Raw genomic sequence first — 18,809 nt, forward strand, 5'->3', positions numbered from 1 at the left:
ACGATATGGAGGGTTCCCCATGACCGAGGCCACCGCCGTGAGCGCCGCGGCACCCGCGGCCGTCGCGACCGTCGCCGGCGTCGCCGTCGACACCCGGCACTGGATCGGCGGCGAACGGGTCGGGTCGGCGGACACCTTTGCCGACGTCTCGCCCGTCGACGGCACCGTCATCGCCCGCATCGCCCGCGGTACGGCGGCCGACGCCCACGCCGCCGTCGCCGCGGCCCGCGAGGCCTTCCCCGGGTGGGCCGCCACGCCGCCCGCCGAGCGCGCCCGGATCCTGCACGCCGTCGCGGACGGCGTCGAGAAGCGCCTCGCGGACCTCGCCATCGTCGAGACCACCGACAACGGCGCGCTGCTGCGCTCGCACCTGCGCGGCGTCATGCCGCGTGTCGCGCACAACATGCGCTTCTTCGCCGACTGGCTCACCGACCGCCTCGACCACGGCGACTTCGACACACGCGGCCACAACAACCACGTCTCCTGGGACCCCGCCGGACCGTGCGTGCTCATCACGCCCTGGAACGCGCCGCTCATGCTGGCCACCTGGAAGATCGGCCCGGCCCTCGCGGCCGGCAACACCGTCGTCCTCAAGCCCGCCGAGTGGACCCCGCTCACCGCCTCGCTGTTCGCCGACATCGCCGCCGAAGCCGGGCTGCCCGCGGGCGTGTTCAACGTCGTCCAGGGCTACGGCGAGGAAGTCGGCGCGGCGCTCGTCAAGGATCCCGACGTACGCCGCATCAGCTTCACCGGCTCGGTCCCCACCGCCCGCGCCATCGGCGCCGCCGCAGCCGCGAACCTCACCCCCACCAGCTTCGAACTCGGCGGCAAGTCACCGCTGCTGGTCTTCGCCGACGCCGACCTCGACCTCGCCGCCGACCTCGCCGTCGAGCAGTACGACAACGCCGGACAGGTCTGCCTCGCCGCCACCCGCATCCTCGTCGAGGAGTCCGTGGTTGAGGAGTTCACCGCCCGCTTCGTGGAACGCGCCGCCGCGCTCGTGCAGGGCGACCCGCGCGACGAGGCCACCGGCATCGGCCCCAACATCCACGCCGACCACCTCGCCCGCGTCGACGGCTTCGTCCGGCGCGCGGTCGACTCCGGCGCCCGCGTCGTCGTCGGCGGCGGCCCCAACACCGAACTCGGCGGCCTGTACTACCGCCCGACCCTCCTCGCCGACGTCGCCCAGGACGCCGAGATCGTGCAGGAGGAGGTCTTCGGCCCCGTCCTCACCCTCCAGGCCTTCACCGACGAGGAGGAGGCCGTCGCCCTCGCCAACGACACCCGCTTCGGCCTCGCCGCGACCGTCGCCACCGGCGACCGCGAGCGCGCGGACCGCGTCACCGCCCGCCTGGTCGCGGGCACCGTCTGGGTCAACTGCTTCTTCGTACGCGACCTCCAGGCGCCTTTCGGCGGCTCGCGCCAGTCCGGCGTCGGCCGCGAAGGCGGCACCTGGAGCTTCGACTTCTACTGCGACGTGAAGAACACCGTCACCTCGCCGAACGGATGGCACTGACATGGGGGAGATCGTCGGAGCGGGCCTCGTCGCGCACGCGCCCACCATCATGCTGCCGCGCGACGTACGGTTCGAGCTGAACGAGGGCCGCGAGATCAGCCTCGTCACCGGACTGCGCGAGCTGCGCGAGCAGGTCTTCGCGAACCCGGAACTCGACTACGACACCGTCGTCGTCTTCGACTCGCACTGGGCCACCACCGTCGAGTACGTCATCGCCGCGCACCACCACCGCGCCGGGCTCTACACCTCCGAGGAACTCCCGCGCGGCATGTGCCGCATCCGGTACGACTTCCCTGGAGACCCGGAACTCGCCCGCAACACGGCCAAGTTCGCGGACAAGCACGGAACGTGGATCACCCCGATCGACGACCCGTACCTGCCCATCCACTACGCGACCGTCAACCTGTGGCACTACCTCGGCGTCCCCGGCAAGCGCTGGATGTCGGTCGGCTGCTGCCAGACCGCCGACGTCGAGGACAACCTGCGACTCGGCCGCGCGCTCGCCGACGCCATCGCGGAGACCGACCGCAAGGTCCTCCTCGTCGCCTCCGGCGCACTCTCGCACACCTTCTGGAACCTGCGCGAACTGCGCGACCACGAGGCCTCGCACCCCCGGCACGTGCGCACACCCGAGGCGCGCAAGGCCGACGAGGACCGCCTCGGCTGGATGGAGCAGGGAGACCACGCGCAAATCCTGCGCGCCATGCCGGACTTCATGCAGTACAAGCCCGAGGCGCGCTTCGGTCACTACCTCATGATGCTGGGCGCCCTCGGCGAGGAGCGCTGCACCGCGCCCGGACGCATGTACGGCACGTACGAGAACGCCACCGGGACCGGCCAGGCCCACATGTGGTTCGACCGCCCCGCGGCGGGCTGGGCCACCTGACGCGGCCCCTCGCCCGGACTCCCGCCGAACTACCGCCGTGCACCGCACACTTCCGAAGGAACACCGTTGACCACCACCCCACAGCCCACCACCCCACAGCCCACCACGGAGTACCGCCGGATCCTGCTCGACGGCGCGACCGTCGAGGTGGTCCGCGAGGGCGACGAGCTGATCGCCGCCGACGGCCGCCGCGTCAAGACCTCCGACGCGCACCACCTGCCTCCCGTGGTGCCCGGCAAGGTGATCGCGGTGCACCTCAACCACCGCAGCCGCGTCCAGGAGTTCCAGACCTCGCTGCCGCCCGCGCCGACGTACTTCCACAAGCCGACCTCGGCACTGAACTCGCACGGCGGCGCCGTCGTGCGCCCCGAGGGCTGCAAGTACCTCAACTACGAGGGCGAGATCGCCATCGTCATCGGCCGCACGTGCCGCAACGTGTCGCCCGCTGAGGCGGGGGCGTACATCCGCGGCTACACCCTGGCCAACGACTACGGCCTGCACGACTTCCGCGACACCGACGCGGGCTCGATGCTCCGCGTCAAGGGCTCGGACACGCTGTGCCCGCTCGGCCCGGGACTCGTCGAAGGCTGGGACTTCCGCGGCAAGACGCTGCGCACGTACGTCAACGGCGAGGTCGTGCAGGACGGTTCCACCGACGAGATGGAGTGGGACATGCACTACCTCGTCGCGGACATTGCCCGCACCATCACGCTCCACCCGGGAGACGTCCTGCTGTCCGGCACGCCCGCCGGGTCGCGGCCCGTCCAGCCGGGCGATGTCGTCGAGGTGGAGGCCGAGGGCCTCGGGCGCCTCACCAACCGCATCGTGACCGGGCCCGTCCCGGTCCGCGACGACTGCGGTGCGCAGCCGACCGAGTCCGAAGAAGTCCTGTCCACGGCCCTCGGCGGCGACTGGGAGTTCCGCGGCATCCGGGCGCCCAAGCGCCCCTGAAACCGAATCCGCACGTCCCTCCGGCGGAAGCGCCGGTGCGATCAGAAGGAGCCGAACGGTGAAGATCGTCGTCGACATGGAGCGCTGCCAGGACCACGGGCAGTGTGTCTTCTCCGCACCCGAGGTGTTCCAGATCAACGCCGCGGGGCGACTCGAATACGTCGCCGAGCCCGACGACGCGCTGCGCGAGGCGGTCGAAGACGCCGCCGACGTATGCCCGTTGCAGGCCATCACCATCGAGGACTGACGGTGGCGGCACACGAAGTGGTCGCCCCGGTCGCCCGGGACACTTCGGACGCCCTGCACCCCCGCCGAGTCGTGGTCGTCGGCGCCTCGATGGGCGGCCTGCGAGCGGCCGAACAACTTCGCGCCGCGGGCTGGTCAGGGCCGATCACCGTGGTCGGCGACGAGAAGCACATGCCGTACAACAGGCCTCCGCTGTCCAAGGAGGTCCTGGCGTCCGACGTGTCGCACGAGGCGGTCGCCTTCCGTGCCCGGTCCGCCACCGCCGACGTGGAGTGGCGGCTGGGCGTGCGGGCGGTGGCCGCCGACCTCGACGCCCGGCACGTTTCCCTCGCGGACGGCACGCGACTTCCGTACGCGGGACTGGTCGTGGCCACCGGCATCCGCCCCCGCCGGCTGCCCTGCCCCGGCCCGGCCGAGGGCCGCCACGTCGTCCGGACCCTGGAGGACGCCCAAGGCCTGCGCGGCGCGCTGACTCCCGGCTCCCGCGTCGTGGTGGTCGGCGCCGGGTTCATCGGCTGCGAAGTCGCCGCCACCGCACGCGGACTCGGTGCGGAGGTGGCGGTGGTCGCCCCGGAGGCCGAACCCATGCTGCGGCCGCTGGGCGCCGAACTCGGTGCGGCACTCCGCCGTCGGCACGAGGTCCGTGGCGTCGCCTTCCACCTGGGCCGAACCATCGGTCATTTCAGGGGCATTGACGCCGTGACAGGTGTCGTCCTCGACGACGGGACGCACCTGCCCGCCGACGTAGTCGTGGAGGCGGTCGGATCGAGCCCCAACACCGCGTGGCTCGAAGGCAACGGACTCGACCTCTCCGACGGCGTGCTGTGCGACGCGCTCCTGCGTGTCGAGGGCCGCCCGGAAGTGGTGGCCGTCGGCGACATCGCCCGGTTCCCCAACGCCCGCTACGACGGCGTGCCGCGGCGCGTCGAGCACTGGAGCATCCCGACCGACTCGGCCAAGCGTGCCGCCCGCACGCTCGTGGCGCACCTTACCGGTGCCGAGCCGGACGATGCGCCGTTCGCCCCGCTGCCGACGTTCTGGTCCGACCAATACGCCGAACGGCTCCAGTCGTTCGGCGCACCGGGCCTGGGAGCCGCCGATATCCGGGTGCTGGAAGGGGAGTTGGACGCCGACTGTGTGGTGGGCTACCACGCGGAAGGGCGCCTGGTGGGTGTCGTGGCGCTGGGCGGCGGCGCCGCGGCGACGGCGGCCCGCTACCGGGGGGCGCTCCTGTAGCGGGGCCGGGCCGGCCCCGGCCCCGCGTCGCGCGCCGACCTGCGGCGGGTTGAACGTGGCAGCCTGAATGTCGCTCTGTATGTGGTTACGGGGTCGTGGCAGGATCCGACGGTGACCGTGTACGGGTTCGGGACCTGGACGCGGGACGGGACTTGGACGGGGGCCGGGGGTTGGACGGGGATACGAAGGTCGCCACACCGCTCGGGGACATGGTGTTGCGCAGCTTGGCCGACGGGACTCTCTCCAGCGAGTTGTCGGACCTCCAGTGCATGGACGGCCGCGGCTTCGGAGGATGGACGGCTGCTCTCGCGGCTCTGGCGGCCGTCCGGGCCGCCGGCGACCGCGTGCTGCACACGTTCCGGGCGGTGTTCACCCGGCAGGCGCGCGTGGGTGAACTCCGGATCGAAGCCGAGCCGCTCGTGGAGGGGCGCACCGCCGCCGCGTACCAGGTGACCGTCCGTCAGGAGGGCGCCGTCGTGCTGGCCGCCCAGTGCTGGTTCGTGGACGCCTCGCTGCTCGCCGAGAGCGGTCCCGCGACGGATCGCCTCGCCGACGTGCCGCCGGTGTCCGCGTGCCCTCGTGTGCACTGGACGGAGGAGTTTATCCCCTGCCTCGCCGGGTTCGCCGAGTGGGCGGTGGAATTCCCCTTGTCGAACGAGGAGTTCCAGACGACCTTCGTCGACGGCGGCGACGTGCTGTCGCTGTGGACGGCCCCGGCCAAGGACGTGCGGGACGGCGTACCCGGCGTACTCGACGGGCACGTCGGGGGGTCGCCCGACGGTGTCGCCGAGCGCCTTGGCGACCTGATGATGCTCGACACCCACCTCATGGACGCCGCCCACCGCACCACGCCGGACATCGCCATGATGACCCTCGACCTGACGGCCACCTGGTACGCGCGACCCCGCCACCCGGCCCTGACCTTCTTCGAGGCACGCGGCCGCGTCGACGGCCTGCTCGCCGCCACCGAGGGGACGCTCGTCACGCCGGACGGCACGGTGCGGGCCACCGGCACGAGCCAGTGCCGCGTCTACCCGCGCACGTAGATGTGCAGGATGGGCGGGTGGGCCGGAACCTCCTCCGGGGCGAGCGAGAACACAGCCAGGCGGTACGCCGTCGGCGCGCACGACTCCGTCGCGGCCGGCATCGCTCCCGCGCCCGGTTTCGGAGTCTCCGCCTTCGCCGGTTCCAGTCGACCGTCCGGCCCGTGCCGCAACTGCGCGGCGTACGACTCGCACACCGGGTACAGGAACGCGAAGGTGCGCTCGCGCGACAGGTCGAAGGTCGCCGCCTCCGGGTTCCGGTACGCCGCCGCCAGGTCTTTCGGGGCCGACACACCCTGCGTACCGGGCAGTCCGCCGAGGCCGGCCAGCCACGAGCGCGCCGCCTCCTCGTCCGGGACCTCGGCTGCGACGACACCCAGGTCCGGCTGCGCGGTGACCAGGGTGGTGCTGCGAAGTATGCCGACGCCCGCGCTGCGCGGCGTGTTCCCGTCCAAGACCGGTGCGGCGGGCAGGAGTTCGCGCGGCACCTCGAAGTCGGCCGTGGCGAAGTTGTACCGGTCGCAGTCATCGGTGTCGCCGCCGGGCACGTCCACGTCCACGCCCAGTTCGTTGCCGTCCGCGTAGAGGCGCATGGCGGTGGCCGGCACGCACTTCGTCGATACGGACGCGGTGACCACCACATTGCGCGCGAAGTCGGTCGGGGGCGCGGTCATGGCGGCGGCCCGACTGTCGTCGTCCGTGCGAGTGGCGACGTACTCGCGCCACGACCCCGCGACCGTGAACCCCGTGCCGTGGTCCTGGGGGTCCCAGGTCAGGGTCCGCGTGTCGATCCGCGAGCCGCCGGGCCGTCCGGGCCGCTCCTCGTTCCACCAGTCCCCCGCGAGGACGACCGCGATCGCTATGAGCACGACCATCACTCCGGCCATCACCGTGAGGAGGTGGCGCCCGTCGTCGCGCGGATCGTGGGGCTCCGGTTCGGTGGCCTGTGCGTGGTCCATGCGGGGTGAGACGGACGTCCCCGCGCGACGGTTCCCTGGGGGTCGAGGGTGGCGGCGGGCCGGGCCCGCGCCGCTCGATCCGCCTCGTGCCGCGGAATGCACCCTGTTCCACGCGGTCCGGACAGGCGACGGCCAACCAGCGGCAACCTTGCGGTAGTTCGATAGGCGGACAGGCGGGGCAGCAAGATCTACGGTCATGTAGATTGGGCCGCGCCCGGACGCCCGCCCCGGGGCCTGCGCGCATGCGCGGGTGCCGGAGCAGATATCCGGACGCGGCGGCGGCAGCCAACGCCGTCGGCCGCCCCGGCGCAGGGGCGGCAGCGAACTGTCTCTACAGTTGGCTCGATTCCTTGCACGGGGCACCGCTCGATCCGGAGGAACCATGGTGGACTGGGAAGTGGCGACACTGGGCGGCGGACCCGCCGACGGGCTCACCGTACGCGTGGTGGACCGGCCGTCCGTGCTCCAGGTCGTCTACCCGTGCGCCGTCGACACCCCGGCCTCGGAGGCCCAGGTGCAGGCGCTGTACGTCTACCGGCGCCGGAACGGCGAGCCGCTGTCGTACGGCTTCGACGCCGCAACCCCCTGAGCCGCCACGGCCGGCTGGCCGGGCCCGACCCGACGCGCCCCGAGTCGCCGGACCTCGGCTCGACGCCCCTCCGGCTTGTGCGCGTACCCCCTACACGCGCGCGTGAGTCGTGATGTCCACCCGGAAGTCCGCGACCATGCCCGGCGTCACGGTCGGGCGGCACTGCGCCACCGCCTCCAGGTAGTCCCGCGTACCGGCCCCCGCGACCGTCGACGCGGGCAGGTCCAGGTCCCGTTCGAACGACGCCTGCGCCGCGATGCGCGCGGCGTGCTCGATGTCCGCAGGCGTGAACAACTCGCTGGCGCGCACCAGCGCCTCAAGATCGACGTCGGTACGCCGCGCGTGCGCGTACCGCCCCCACATCGCCCGCCGCGCCGCGTTGTCGGGTGTGCCGATCGGGATCACGTAGTCGAACCGGCCCGGCCGCAGGAACGCCGGGTCCAGCGACCGTACGGAGTTGGTCGCGCAGACCAGCAGCCGTTCGTTGCGCTCGCGGAACGCGGGGATCAGCTTGAGCAGTTCGTTGGTGACCGAGTGCGTGCCGCCGGGCGGCGTCGTGGACTCGAACTGGCGCACCGGCGCGATCTCCTCGACCTCGTCGATGAACACCACCACGCGGTCGAGTTCGGCCAGGCGCGCGAACGCCTCCCGCAGGGCCGCGGCGAGGTTGCCGCTGTCGGCCAGCCTGGACGGCAGCAGTTCGACGAACGGCCAGCCCAGCCGTGACGCGATGCCGCGCGCGAACGTGGTCTTGCCGGTGCCGGGCGGACCGAACAGGGCGATGGCGCGCGGCGGTTCGACACCGTGCCGCTCGGCCCGCTCGGGATCGGCCAGCGGCAGCACCACCCGGCGCTCGATCAGCGTCTTCTCCTCCTCCATGCCGGCCAGGCGCGACCACAGGTCGCCCGCCAGCACTCGCCCGCCCAGCCGCTCCAGGACGTCCGCGGCCCGGTCGTCGACCGGTTCCACCTTCTCGAAGTACGCCACCGCGGGGCGCCGGTCGTACCCGGCGGTGACCAGGCCCTCCTGGAGCAGGTCCTCCTCCGGCAGCACGTACGCGATGCGCCGCACCCGCATCTCGACCAGGCGCCGTTCCAATGCCAGCAGCAGCGCGCTGGCCAGGCCCAGCCCCCGCAGCGACGGCGCCAGCGCGATGCGCATCACCCACGCGCGCCCCTCCGCGACGGTGGCGAGCGCGGCCCCGATCACCTCCCCGTCGCGGCGCGCGACGACGGCGGGCTGGCGCGCGGTGAGGGCGGTGATGCACTCCGACACGGAGAAGACGGAGTCCGGGCCCAGGCCCGACGTCGTGTCGATGAGGTGTACGACGGCCGCGAGGTCGTCCTCGCGGTAGTCCTGAACGATCCAGCCCATCGGCAAACCTCCAGCGGCGCGCGCGACCGACCCCGGGCAGGGGGTCGGACGCGGTGGTCGAGTGCCGAAGGCTAGGCGCGGTCGAGGGGCGCGCGACTCCTCCCAAGTGGACAAGTGCGGCAGCCGGATTGCGCCGGTGTGCGGATTGACCGCGTCGTTCACGCCCCGCAGCCGAACGGTTGCGGCAGGGTGGAGGGGTGGCGATTGCTCCCGATCACGCAGGCGGCGAAGCCGCCGACCAGGCTCCACCGAGTGCTCCGGCCGTCCCGGCCCAGGCCCCGGCTCCGCCACGGGACCAGGTCGCCGACCCGGCCGCGGTCCCCGGCGGGCCGGAGGCGCCCGACCGGTCCGCGATCCCCGATCCGGCGGCCGCCCACGCGCCCGCCGAGCGCCGGACCTCGGGCGCGGCGGCCATGGTGGTGTGCGGCGACGACGCACTCGCGTACCGGCTCACCGCCGAACTCGTACGCCTCTACGACCAGCCCGTCACCGCGCTGGTGCCCTCCACGCAGTCCGGCAACGGTCCGCTGATCGCCGAACTCGCCCGCGGTGAACGGCTTTCGGTGACGGTACGCGAGGCCGCCGAGCCCAGCGAGGCGGCCCTGCTGTCGGCGGGGGTGCAGCACGCCGAAGCGGTCGCCCTGACGTACACCGACGACCAGACCAACATCCACGCCGCTCTCCGGGCCCGCCGCATCAACCCGTCCGTGCGCCTGGTCATCCGGATCTTCAACCGCAAACTCGGCCGCTACGTGGAGGACTTGCTCTCCCGTGCCACCGCACACGCGTCGGCCGCCGAAGTGACCGTGCTCTCGGACGCGGACACCGCCGCCCCGGCCCTCGTCGCGGCGGCGCTGGCCGGTCAGCGCAGTCGGATCGTGGAGGCGGACGGCCTGCTCCTGCGCGCCGCGGACCGCGCCGCGGGGGACCCGGTCGTCACCATGGAGCTGGGCGAACTCTGCACGCTCGCACTGCTGTCCGACACCGCATCGGAGCGCCGCGGTGAGGGCCCGGTGCCGCCGCGCGGCCCGATGCTGCTGCCCGACGACGACGAGGTGGAGACCGCGTCGCTGACCCGCAGCCGGGTGGTGCTGGAGGCGGTCACGCGCGAGTCGGCGCGTCCCGACAACGTCCCGCCGCGGCGTCCGCTGGGGAAGCTGCCGCGTGTGCCGTTCCGCGAACTGTTCTCCCGCAGGCTCATGCTGGCCGTCGCCATACTCGTCGCACTCGAAGCGCTCTTCGCGGTGCTGACGTGGCAGGTCACGCGGGAGCCGCCGCTGCGGGCCGCGTACCTGTCGATCCTGGACCTGCTGAGCCTGGGCGACCCGGCCATCGGCGAGCGCAAGGGCCGCCAGATCCTGCAACTCCTGTCCGGACTCACCGGGTTGGCGCTGCTCCCGGTCCTGTTCGCGGTGGTCCTGCAGGCGCTCGGTTCGTTCCGCACCGCGACGTCGCTGCGCCCGCCCCCGCGCGGCCTGACCGGCCACATCGTGCTGATGGGGCTCGGCCGGGTCGGCAGCCGCGTCCTCGACCGCCTGCACGCTCTCGGCGTCGCGGTGGTCTGCATCGAACGCGATCCCAAGGCACGCGGCGTGGCCCTGGCCCGGGCGCTGCACGTGCCGGTCGTCATAGGCGACGCGACGCAGGAAGGCGTACTGGAGTCGGCGCTGATCGAACGCGCGCAGGCCGTGCTCGCCCTCACCAGCAGCGACGGCAGCAACCTCGAAACCGCGTTGTATGCCCGGGAGTTCAACCCTGCCATCCGCGTGGTGATGCGGTTGTTCGAGGACGACTTCGCGGCGGTCGTCAACCAGGCGATGCGCGCGTCGTTCCCGCAGGCCACGACGCGCAGCCGCAGCGTCTCCACCCTCGCGGCACCGTCGTTCGCGGCGGCGATGATGGGACGTCAGATCCTCGGCGCGCTGCCGGTGGAACGCAAGGTGCTGGTCTTCGTGGCACTGGAGGTCGGCAACCACCCGGAGCTACTTGGTCGCACCGTCGACGAGGCGTTCCGGCCCGGCGCGTGGCGCATCCTCGCCCTCGACCTCGCCGACCCGCGGGACCGGCGCGCCCTGTCGCCGACCATAGGGGACGGCCACCGGCAGCCCGAGCTGGCCTGGGGGCTGCACCAGGGGTACGTGCTCCAGGCCCGCGACCGGGTGGTCCTGGCCACGACGCGGCGCGGCCTGGCGGACCTGCTCCAGCGGCGTCCGAACGGGGGAGGAGGCGGGGGCGGCGGGGGCGTACGGCAGGCCGCGGGCGATGCCCAGGCGCAGGCGGCCGAGGGGGCCAACCCCGCTGACACGCGTGCGTGACGTGCGCTCTGGACGTGCGCTCTGGACGTGCGTCACCGAGATGCGTCCCTGAAATGCGTCCCTGATATGCGTCTCTGAGTGGCCCTGAGGTGCCAATCCGACGTGTCCCCGACATGTGCCTGACGTGCCGGGACGCCGGGCCCCTTCCCCTACCCGGCGCCCCTGTGCAGACCCCTCTGCGGTTCTCCGGGCCCCGGTTCTCCGGTGCCCGGCCGTCGGACTCCTCCGCTCAGGAGCCCGACGCGGAACCCGGGGAGGAGTCCGTCTCCGTGCCGGCCTCCTGGCTCCCGTCCTCCACCGGCACATGGTCCGACTCGGCGTCCTGCGCGCAGACTCCTGCGAACCAGGGGGCGCGTCAATGGAGTTGGCGGGTCCACTTGTGGTGCGCACGAAACCCGCACAACCGTCGCCGCGCCCCGGGTTAGAGTCGGACGCATGGCAGGTACTGACGGGAACGCCCCGACCAGCGTGCGCGTGGACGCCTGGATCTGGGCCGTGCGGCTCACCAAGACCCGCTCGATCGCCGCCGCCGCGTGCAAGGCGGGCCACGTCCGCGTCAACGGCGACCGCGTCAAACCGGCGCAGTCGCTCAAGATCGGCGACGAGGTGCGGATGCGCCTCGACGGCCGCGAGCGGATCGTCGTCGTCACGAAACTGATCCTGAAGCGCGTGGGCGCGCCCGTCGCCGTCGAGTGCTACACCGACAACAGCCCGCCGCCCCCGCCGCGCGAGGTCGCCGCGGCCGTCGGCATCCGCGACCGGGGCACCGGCCGGCCCACGAAGCGCGACCGCCGCCTGATGGACCAACTGCGGAGCGGTCCGGGCGCCCCTTGAAGCCGTAGGGGCCTGCCGTTAGCGTCCGCGCATCGCACGACGATCAATCGCATGACGGTCAAAGGGGCGCGGCGGGATGAGCGAGAACGGCACGGGCAAGGGTGTGGTGGCGGCGTACGACGTCTCCTCGGACGCGGCGGGCGCGATCGTGGCCGACATCGTCGCCAAATGCGCCGCGACCGGACGGGCCGTGAGCGTCGCGGTCGTGGACTCGGCCGGGACGCTGGTCGCCTTCCACCGCATGGACGGCGCGCTGCGCTTCAGCGCGGACCTGGCCGTCGCGAAGGCCCGGACCTCCGCGTCGTTCGGGCGGACCACCGCCTTCATGGAAGGCCTCATGACCGACCGCCCCGCCTTCTCACAGAGCTTCACGGAGATCGGCGGCTGGTACCTCGGGCGTGGCGGCCACCCGCTGCTGCGCGACGGCAAGCCCGTCGGCGGCATCGGGGTGAGCGGCGACGCCGCCGACTACGAGGACGAACTCGCCCGCGAGGCGTCCGGGGCATTCTGACGGGCGCCGGACCGCGACCGGGCACCGGCCCGACGAGACACCGGACGGCGACGAGGCACCCGACCGCGACCAGGTACCGGACCGCGACAAGGCACCGGACCGCGACAAGACGCCGACCGGCAAGGCACCGGAACGAGCAAGACGCCTGGCGGACAAAGCGGGACAAATAGCGGAAGTCCCGTCGCCTTCCCGGCTCCTCATAGGTCAGATCACGCCGCCCCAACCTCTCGCGCCCTGGATAGTGGCGTGATTTCGCCCGTCGCTAGGGTCGGGTGATCATGGGTCACTCGGGGAGCAACAACCACAAGAAGCCGCCGCGGCGGATCGTCCGCAAGCGCATCCTGCTCGTCACCGCGGGCGCCGTGCTCATCAGTGGAGCGACCGGCGTCGCCGCGTACGCGAAGCAGAGCCCGTCCGGCAAGTCCGCCGGGCCCAGACCCTGCACCCTGCTCCCCAACCCGAACACGCCGGTCGAGAGCGAGGAGCGCACCTGCTTCTCGGTCGCCGCGAGCGTGGACCGTACGCCCGCCGTCGGCGAGACCGCGACCGTGCGCTTCACCGTCACCTCGCAGTACGCCGCCAAGGGCGTGCGCATCGAAGCCGACCTCCCCGCCGGCCTGACCTGGGCCGCGCCGCCCGCCGGACTCGCCTCCCGGACCCAGGACGACGCCACGCCCGTCAACGGCGGCCGGATCAACCGCGCCGACGCGACCGGTTCGTTCAAGAAGGGGGAGGCCAGGACCTACGAGGGCAAGGTCACCGCGTCCGCGCCCGGCCCCGCCGAGATCCGAATACGCGCACTCAAGGACGAGGCACGCGGCGTCTCGGCCGCGGAGGACGCGGTCTTCCTCACGGTCGGGGCCGCCGGAAGCCCCTCGGCGCTCGGCATCGTGCCGCCCGCCGAGGGCGAGGCCGTCGACACCCCCGCCGCCGTCGAGCCGCAGCCGGTCACGCCGTTCCGGCAGCCGCAGGAGGTCCCGGACGAGGCGAAGCCGGCGCCGACCAGCGACGACGTGCAGCCGCGTACCGGCACCGCGCCCTCGGACTCCCGCTCCGCCACCGCCGCGCCCGGCGCCGTGGCCGCCGCGCCGCAGGCGTGCGTGACCGGCAAGTGGGTCTACGTCGACAACAAGGGCAAGACCCGTCCGGTCGTCAACGCGAGCGTGCAGGCGTGGGACTCGGACGAGAGCAACGCGCACGACCTGCTCGGCAGCGGCGTGACCGGCTCGACGGGGACGTACAAGGTCTGCTTCGCCAACACCGACGGCACGTCGGCCGGGCAGGACGTCTACGTCAAGATGTTCACCACGAACTCCCGCTGGAAGGTGCAGAAGACCGGCACCACCGACAGCTTCGTGTTCAAGACCAAGACCGTGGTGAACGTCAAGACCGGCACCACGGCCAACCTCGGCACCACCAAGCCCAGCGACGCGAGCCTCATGCGGGCGCTCCAGGCGTTCGACGTCGCGAACGACGTGTGGCTGTGGGTCCCGGGCAGCACCTGCTGGGACAGCCTCGACACGACCTGCCGCCAGCTGATCCTGAACTGGGCGCCCGGCTCGCAGGAGGGCAACTTCTACCGCGGTTCCACCAATCAGCTCTTCCTCAAGGGCACCGCGCCCGACTCCCGCATGACCGTCGCCCACGAGATCACCCACGCGCTCATGGACGACGTGTACGAGGACCAGCTGCCGCCCATCCCCAACTGCAGCCCGCACGGCGTGTCGGCCAAGTCGTCGACCGGCTGCGCGTGGGTCGAGGGCTTCGCGGAGTGGGTGCCGGCCAGCGTCTACAACGACCCGTACTACCGGTGGCCGAGCGGCGCGTCGATGAACCTGGAGACGCCGAACAAGAGCACTCCCGACTGGGACGACGGCGACACCGTCGAGGGGCGGATCGCCGGGGCGCTCATCGATATTTCGGACAGCACCAACGAGGGCAACGACATCTACGGCGAGGGCGACCCGGGGAACATCTGGCAGACGTTCCTCAAGCACCGCTCCAACACCTTCCGCGAGTTCTGGGAGCACCGGAAGGCGGACGGTTACAATGCGGCCTGGACGGGTGCGCTCAAGAGCGTCTACCAAAACACGATCGACTACCGCTGAACGCTGCGACCCGATCCGACCCGTCCCGACGCCGACGGACGCAAGCGCCCCTCGCCCAAGGCGAGGGGCGCTTGCGCGCGTCCGCCGCCGGTGCCCGCGTGTGTCACCCGCGGTGTGCCTTCGACGTGCCTCCCACGCAACTTCGGGTGCCTCGCGGGTTACTTGGCGGTAATTTACTGACCGTCGACTGCGCCTGGAAAGAGCGGCACGGGGGTTCCGGTGCGTCCGGTTCAGGGACGAGGCTGGGATGGGTCTAGAACAACGACGGAGTGCCGAGGCGAAGGCGGTTTCCGTCCGGGTCCGTGAGGTGCACCTCGCGCGCCCAGGGCTGCTCCTCGATGCGCGCCCCGAACTCCTTGGCGACCGCGTCGACGTCCTTGATCCGCAGGTAGACCAGGGTGTCGGGACGCGCGTCCCCCTCGTGCTCGGACAGGAACAGCCGTACGCCGCCCCGCGCCACCTCCACGAAGGCCGGAAAGTGCGGCTCGAACCGGTGCTCCCACTCCTTCACGAAGCCGAGTCTGGCGTACCAGGCGACGGCCGCCTCCGCGTCGGCGACCCGGAGGACCGGGATCGCCTCCTCGACGATCTCGTTGCTTCCCCCGTTGCCGGCCTCGTTCTCGATCGCGTTCCCGATCCCGTTGTCGATCTCGCTCATGGCGCCATCATCGCGGGTCTTCCCAGACGCCGCCGCTCCAGCTAGCCTGCGTTAAATTAGCACTGCTAACCAGAAACGGCGCGCGGCACCGCGGGGGCCGCGCCGGCACCAGAGGGCAGCCATGGATTTCGCGCTCACCGACGAGCAAAAGGCCGTACGCGACACCGCCCGGGCGTTCATCGCCAAGGAGGTGATGCCGCTGGAGCAGGAGGTGCTGCGCCGGGAACGGGCGCACCAACCGGGCCTCGAACTCGGCGAGCTGCGGGAACTTCAGCAGAAGGCCAAGAAGTTCGGCTTCTGGGGCCTGTCGACGCCGCAGGAGTACGGCGGGATGGACCTGCCGGCCGTCACCCAGTCGCTCATCTGGACCGAGATCGGCCGCTGCTTCGTGCCGTTCCGCTTCGGCGGCGAGGCCGACAACATCCTCTACTTCGCCGACGAGGACCAGAAGAAGGAGTACCTGCTCCCGACGATCGCCGGGGACCGCATCTCGTGCTTCGCGATCACCGAGCCGGGCGCGGGCTCCGACGCCGCGAACATCAAGCTGTCGGCCCGCCAGGTCGGCGACGAGTGGGTGCTCAACGGCGAGAAGACCTTCATCACCAACGGCAACGACGCCGACTTCGCGATCGTGGTCGGGGTGACCGACAAGGACAAGGGCGTACGCGGGGGCGGCACCACCGCGTTCCTGGTCGACCGCGAGATGGGCTGGAAGTCCGAGTTCATCCAGACCATGGGCGAAGGCGGCCCGGCCTCCCTGGTGTTCGAGGACGTCCGCGTCCCGGCCCGCAACGTCCTCGGCGAGGTGGGGCAGGGCTTCGCCCTGGGCATGAAGTGGATCGGCAAGGGCCGCTACGTCATCCCCTCCAACGGCATCGGCATCGCCGAGCGCGTACTCCAGATGGCGGTCGACCACGCCAACACGCGCGAGACGTTCGGCCGGCCGATCGGTGAGAACCAGGCGATCCAGTGGATGATCGCCGACTCCGAGGTCGAACTCGAGGCCGCCCGGCTGCTCGTGCTGCGCGCCGCCTGGGCCATCGACCAGGGCCTCGAACCGCGGCACAGCTCCTCGATGGCCAAGCTGTACGGCGCCGGCATGGTCAACCGCGTCGTCGACCGCGCACTGCAGATCCACGGCGGCATGGGCTACACGCGCGAACTCCCGCTGGAGCGCGCGTACCGCCAGGTCCGCCTGTACCGGATCTTCGAGGGCACCGACGAGATGCTGCGCCTGATCATCTCCCGTGACCTGCTCCGCGGCTACACCAGGCTCGGCCAGGTCTGACGACTCGACGGCGAGGGATGACGCTATGGCACCCGTGTCCTCGGTCGGGGTGGGCAACGCCCCGGTGAGTTCGGACGACCTGGTCGGGGCGCTGCTCGGCGGCGTCCCGGGAGACGGCCCGCACGACGGGGGCCGTGGCGCGGCGGTCGGCGCCGCGAACACCCGCGATCCCGGTCCGGTCGGGCCGGTCGGACCGGTCGGCGCCGAGATGGCGGCGGTGCTGCTCGGGCTGCCCGAGCACGGGCCGTACGCCGTGCTGGCGCTCACCAGCGTGGTCGACGACGGCGGCCCCCAGGGGCACTTGGCGTCCCGGGACGCCGCCCGGTCGGCGGGCGGAGCCGGCGCTCCGGGCGCCCTGGGCGCCACCTCCGGCCCGGCCGGCGCCCCGGGGGGCCTCCAGGTGGGCTCCGGGATGCGCACGGTGTGGTGCGCGGCACCGCCGCCACCACCGCCACCGCCCGGCCAGCGGTACGCGGGGCCGGTCGTCCGGGCGCACGCGATCGTGCACCTCGGCGACGCCGAACTCACGGACCTGGTCAAGGCGCTCGACCCGCCGCCGGGACTGCGCGTCGGCGTCAGTCCGGCGGTCGACGGCCCCGCGAAGCTGGCGCGGGGACGGGTACTGGCCGAACGCGCGCTGCGGGCCAACCCGGACGCGCCGGTCGCGGTACTGGAGGAACGCCTGCCCGCGGCCGTCGTCGCCGACAGCCCGGACCTGGCCCGGCTGCTGATCTCCCGCGCCCTCGGGCCGGTCCTCGAACTGCCGTGCGCCGACCGCGACTCGCTGCTGAGCACGTTGCGGGCCTGGCTGGAGTCGGGCGGTTCGACGCGGCGTGCCGGGAACCGCCTCTTCTACCACCCGAATACGGTGCTCAACCGGCTGCGGCGCTACGAGCAGCTGACGGGCCGCCTGCTCGGCGACCCGGTGTCCGTGGTGGAGTTGTCCCTGGCACTGGACGCCTACCGGATCGCGGAAACGCGCTGAGGGCGGACACGGCTGACGAACTCGGCTGACGAATCCGGCAGGAGAACACCTCAGGCATGACCGGCACCACTGGCACTACCGGCGCTGCGGGCAATACGGGCACTGGGGGCACCTCGGGCCCGCACGACAGAGCCGCGCACGACTCCCGTTCGTTCGCCGCCTCAGGTCGTCCCCGGGCGCGCGGTCTCGGCATCCCCTTCACGGGAACACCCGGACCCTGCAACGCCGTCACCGACGTCCCGGGCGTTGAGGTCGGCTACGTCACGCTCGTCCACGGCAGCGGAGCCCTGGCTGTCGGCGAGGGGCCGGTGCGTACCGGCGTCACCGCGATCCACCCGCGCGGGCGAGCCGACGGCCGCCCGGTAGCGGCAGGGGTACACGCGCTCAACGGCAACGGCGAGATGACCGGGCTGTCGTGGCTGGAGGAGACCGGATCGCTGGGCACCCCGGTCACCATCACCAACACCCACGCGATCGGCGCCGCACACCGGGGCACGATCGACTGGATCGTACGCGAACGGCCGGAGCAGGCCCGGGCATGGCTGCTTCCGGTCGCCGCCGAGACGTGGGACGGGTACCTCAACGACATCAACGGCGACCACGTACGCCCCGCGCACACGGTCGCGGCGCTGGACGCCGCCCGCCCCGGGCCGGTCGCCGAGGGCTGCGTCGGCGGCGGCACCGGCATGAACTGCTACGGATTCAAAGGTGGTTCGGGGACCGCGTCGCGACAGGTCGGCTACGGTCGGGACACCTTCACGGTCGGGGCCTTCGTCCAGGCCAACTTCGGCGCGCGCCGGGAACTCGTCGTCGCCGGGGTGCCGGTCGGACGTGAACTGGCCGACGACAACCCGATGGAGACGACGGACTGGTTCGCGCCCCCAGGGGCCGGCTCGGTGATCGTGGTCGTGGCGACGGACGCACCGCTGCTGCCCGGCCAGTGCAAGGCGCTGGCGCGGCGCGTGCCGCTCGGGCTGGCACGTACCGGCACCAGCGGTTCGCACTTCTCGGGCGACATCTTTCTGGCGTTCTCGACGGCGAACGCCGGCGCGCTGGCCAGTTCGTTCCCCGAAGGGGAGCTCGGGGACGACGAGTTCGACACCCTGCGGTTCGTCCCGTGGGGGCGTATGGACCCGTTCTACGAGGCGGTCGTCGAGTCCGTCGAGGAAGCGGTTGTCAACGCCCTGGTCGCCGCGGACACGACTGTCGGCAGGGACGGGCATCGGAGCCCGGCCCTGCCGATCGACCGTCTGCGGGCGCTCCTTTCGGAGTGCCCGGGGTAGTTCGTGCCCGATGACCAGCGGGGGACG

The 18,809-nt window shown here is 72.2% G+C and carries 17 protein-coding genes; 14 read left to right on the top strand and 3 right to left on the bottom strand.

Annotated features, from left to right (window positions below; all coding sequences use genetic code 11):
- Positions 1–19: 19 nt before the first annotated feature.
- From ACWD12_RS18870 to ACWD12_RS18895, 6 genes are all read left to right on the top strand, one after another.
- On the top strand, positions 20–1,516 hold the full coding sequence (locus tag ACWD12_RS18870) for an aldehyde dehydrogenase (RefSeq protein WP_450100462.1): 1,497 nt from the start codon (positions 20–22) through the stop codon (positions 1,514–1,516).
- Between the two features lies 1 nt (position 1,517).
- Positions 1,518–2,402 carry a DODA-type extradiol aromatic ring-opening family dioxygenase gene (locus tag ACWD12_RS18875; protein ID WP_450100463.1) on the top strand — a complete coding sequence of 295 codons (885 nt, stop codon included), beginning with the start codon at positions 1,518–1,520 and terminating at the stop codon, positions 2,400–2,402.
- Between the two features lie 66 nt (positions 2,403–2,468).
- Positions 2,469–3,353 carry a fumarylacetoacetate hydrolase family protein gene (locus ACWD12_RS18880; protein ID WP_450100464.1) on the top strand — a complete coding sequence of 295 codons (885 nt, stop codon included), beginning with the start codon at positions 2,469–2,471 and terminating at the stop codon, positions 3,351–3,353.
- 58 nt (positions 3,354–3,411) lie between these two features.
- Positions 3,412–3,600, top strand: a complete 189-nt coding sequence (locus tag ACWD12_RS18885) for a ferredoxin (protein WP_358353445.1) — start codon at positions 3,412–3,414, stop codon at positions 3,598–3,600.
- Between the two features lie 89 nt (positions 3,601–3,689).
- Positions 3,690–4,835, top strand: a complete 1,146-nt coding sequence (locus ACWD12_RS18890) for an NAD(P)/FAD-dependent oxidoreductase (protein ID WP_450100521.1) — start codon at positions 3,690–3,692, stop codon at positions 4,833–4,835.
- A gap of 209 nt (positions 4,836–5,044) precedes the next feature.
- A complete protein-coding gene (locus ACWD12_RS18895; RefSeq protein WP_450100465.1) occupies positions 5,045–5,881 on the top strand; it encodes an acyl-CoA thioesterase domain-containing protein in 837 nt (278 codons plus the stop codon).
- Here the strand turns inward: ACWD12_RS18895 and ACWD12_RS18900 are convergent.
- Positions 5,866–6,837, bottom strand: a complete 972-nt coding sequence (locus tag ACWD12_RS18900; protein WP_450100466.1) for a hypothetical protein — start codon at positions 6,835–6,837, stop codon at positions 5,866–5,868. The two genes, ACWD12_RS18895 and ACWD12_RS18900, sit on opposite strands and share 16 nt — an antisense overlap.
- Positions 6,838–7,219: 382 nt before the next feature.
- Between ACWD12_RS18900 and ACWD12_RS18905 the strand changes: the two genes are divergently transcribed.
- Entirely contained in the window at positions 7,220–7,426 is a 207-nt protein-coding gene (locus tag ACWD12_RS18905) for a hypothetical protein (protein WP_358353439.1), read from the top strand.
- 90 nt (positions 7,427–7,516) lie between these two features.
- On the opposite strand, the gene ACWD12_RS18910 is transcribed toward ACWD12_RS18905, so the two are convergent.
- Positions 7,517–8,800, bottom strand: a complete 1,284-nt coding sequence (locus ACWD12_RS18910) for an ATP-binding protein (protein WP_450100467.1) — start codon at positions 8,798–8,800, stop codon at positions 7,517–7,519.
- 413 nt (positions 8,801–9,213) lie between these two features.
- On the opposite strand from ACWD12_RS18910, the gene ACWD12_RS18915 reads away from it, so the two are divergent.
- The 4 genes from ACWD12_RS18915 (at position 9,214) to ACWD12_RS18930 (ending at position 14,568) form a co-directional block, all read left to right on the top strand.
- Complete coding sequence (locus ACWD12_RS18915) at positions 9,214–11,115, top strand: NAD-binding protein (protein ID WP_450100522.1); 1,902 nt, start codon at positions 9,214–9,216, stop codon at positions 11,113–11,115.
- Positions 11,116–11,451: 336 nt separating this feature from the next.
- The gene (locus ACWD12_RS18920; protein ID WP_450100523.1) at positions 11,452–11,949 is read left to right on the top strand and encodes an RNA-binding S4 domain-containing protein; all 498 of its coding nucleotides are present in this window, start codon (positions 11,452–11,454) and stop codon (positions 11,947–11,949) included.
- A gap of 76 nt (positions 11,950–12,025) precedes the next feature.
- Positions 12,026–12,460, top strand: coding sequence for a GlcG/HbpS family heme-binding protein (locus tag ACWD12_RS18925; protein WP_450100468.1), 435 nt, complete (start codon positions 12,026–12,028; stop codon positions 12,458–12,460).
- Between the two features lie 278 nt (positions 12,461–12,738).
- Positions 12,739–14,568 carry a hypothetical protein gene (locus ACWD12_RS18930; RefSeq protein WP_450100469.1) on the top strand — a complete coding sequence of 610 codons (1,830 nt, stop codon included), beginning with the start codon at positions 12,739–12,741 and terminating at the stop codon, positions 14,566–14,568.
- Between the two features lie 253 nt (positions 14,569–14,821).
- Here the strand turns inward: ACWD12_RS18930 and ACWD12_RS18935 are convergent, their stop codons facing one another.
- A complete protein-coding gene (locus ACWD12_RS18935) occupies positions 14,822–15,226 on the bottom strand; it encodes a glyoxalase superfamily protein (protein WP_450100470.1) in 405 nt (134 codons plus the stop codon).
- Between the two features lie 121 nt (positions 15,227–15,347).
- Here ACWD12_RS18935 and ACWD12_RS18940 point away from each other — a divergent pair, with 121 nt between their 5' ends.
- From ACWD12_RS18940 to ACWD12_RS18950, 3 genes are read left to right on the top strand one after another with little or no spacing between them, the layout of a single operon-like run.
- The gene (locus ACWD12_RS18940) at positions 15,348–16,514 is read left to right on the top strand and encodes an acyl-CoA dehydrogenase family protein (protein WP_358353429.1); all 1,167 of its coding nucleotides are present in this window, start codon (positions 15,348–15,350) and stop codon (positions 16,512–16,514) included.
- 25 nt (positions 16,515–16,539) lie between these two features.
- Positions 16,540–17,499: a PucR family transcriptional regulator gene (locus ACWD12_RS18945; RefSeq protein WP_450100471.1), complete on the top strand. Its 960-nt coding sequence runs from the start codon at positions 16,540–16,542 to the stop codon at positions 17,497–17,499.
- A 56-nt stretch (positions 17,500–17,555) separates the two neighbouring features.
- Entirely contained in the window at positions 17,556–18,782 is a 1,227-nt protein-coding gene (locus tag ACWD12_RS18950) for a DmpA family aminopeptidase (RefSeq protein ID WP_450100472.1), read from the top strand.
- The last annotated feature ends 27 nt before the right edge of the window (positions 18,783–18,809 follow it).

The organism is Streptodolium elevatio (assembly GCF_053592165.1).

Bases quoted from the DNA above. Each gene is read 5' to 3' on its own strand.
- ACWD12_RS18870 (WP_450100462.1), top strand. From the start codon at position 20: ATGACCGAGGCCACCGCCGTGAGCGCCGCGGCACCCGCGGCCGTCGCG.
- ACWD12_RS18875 (WP_450100463.1), top strand. From the start codon at position 1,518: ATGGGGGAGATCGTCGGAGCGGGCCTCGTCGCGCACGCGCCCACCATC.
- ACWD12_RS18890 (WP_450100521.1), top strand. From the start codon at position 3,690: ATGGGCGGCCTGCGAGCGGCCGAACAACTTCGCGCCGCGGGCTGGTCA.
- ACWD12_RS18895 (WP_450100465.1), top strand. From the start codon at position 5,045: ATGGTGTTGCGCAGCTTGGCCGACGGGACTCTCTCCAGCGAGTTGTCG.
- ACWD12_RS18900 (WP_450100466.1), bottom strand. From the start codon at position 6,837: ATGGACCACGCACAGGCCACCGAACCGGAGCCCCACGATCCGCGCGAC.
- ACWD12_RS18905 (WP_358353439.1), top strand. From the start codon at position 7,220: ATGGTGGACTGGGAAGTGGCGACACTGGGCGGCGGACCCGCCGACGGG.
- ACWD12_RS18910 (WP_450100467.1), bottom strand. From the start codon at position 8,800: ATGGGCTGGATCGTTCAGGACTACCGCGAGGACGACCTCGCGGCCGTC.
- ACWD12_RS18915 (WP_450100522.1), top strand. From the start codon at position 9,214: ATGGTGGTGTGCGGCGACGACGCACTCGCGTACCGGCTCACCGCCGAA.
- ACWD12_RS18925 (WP_450100468.1), top strand. From the start codon at position 12,026: ATGAGCGAGAACGGCACGGGCAAGGGTGTGGTGGCGGCGTACGACGTC.
- ACWD12_RS18930 (WP_450100469.1), top strand. From the start codon at position 12,739: ATGGGTCACTCGGGGAGCAACAACCACAAGAAGCCGCCGCGGCGGATC.
- ACWD12_RS18935 (WP_450100470.1), bottom strand. From the start codon at position 15,226: ATGAGCGAGATCGACAACGGGATCGGGAACGCGATCGAGAACGAGGCC.
- ACWD12_RS18940 (WP_358353429.1), top strand. From the start codon at position 15,348: ATGGATTTCGCGCTCACCGACGAGCAAAAGGCCGTACGCGACACCGCC.
- ACWD12_RS18945 (WP_450100471.1), top strand. From the start codon at position 16,540: ATGGCACCCGTGTCCTCGGTCGGGGTGGGCAACGCCCCGGTGAGTTCG.
- ACWD12_RS18950 (WP_450100472.1), top strand. From the start codon at position 17,556: ATGACCGGCACCACTGGCACTACCGGCGCTGCGGGCAATACGGGCACT.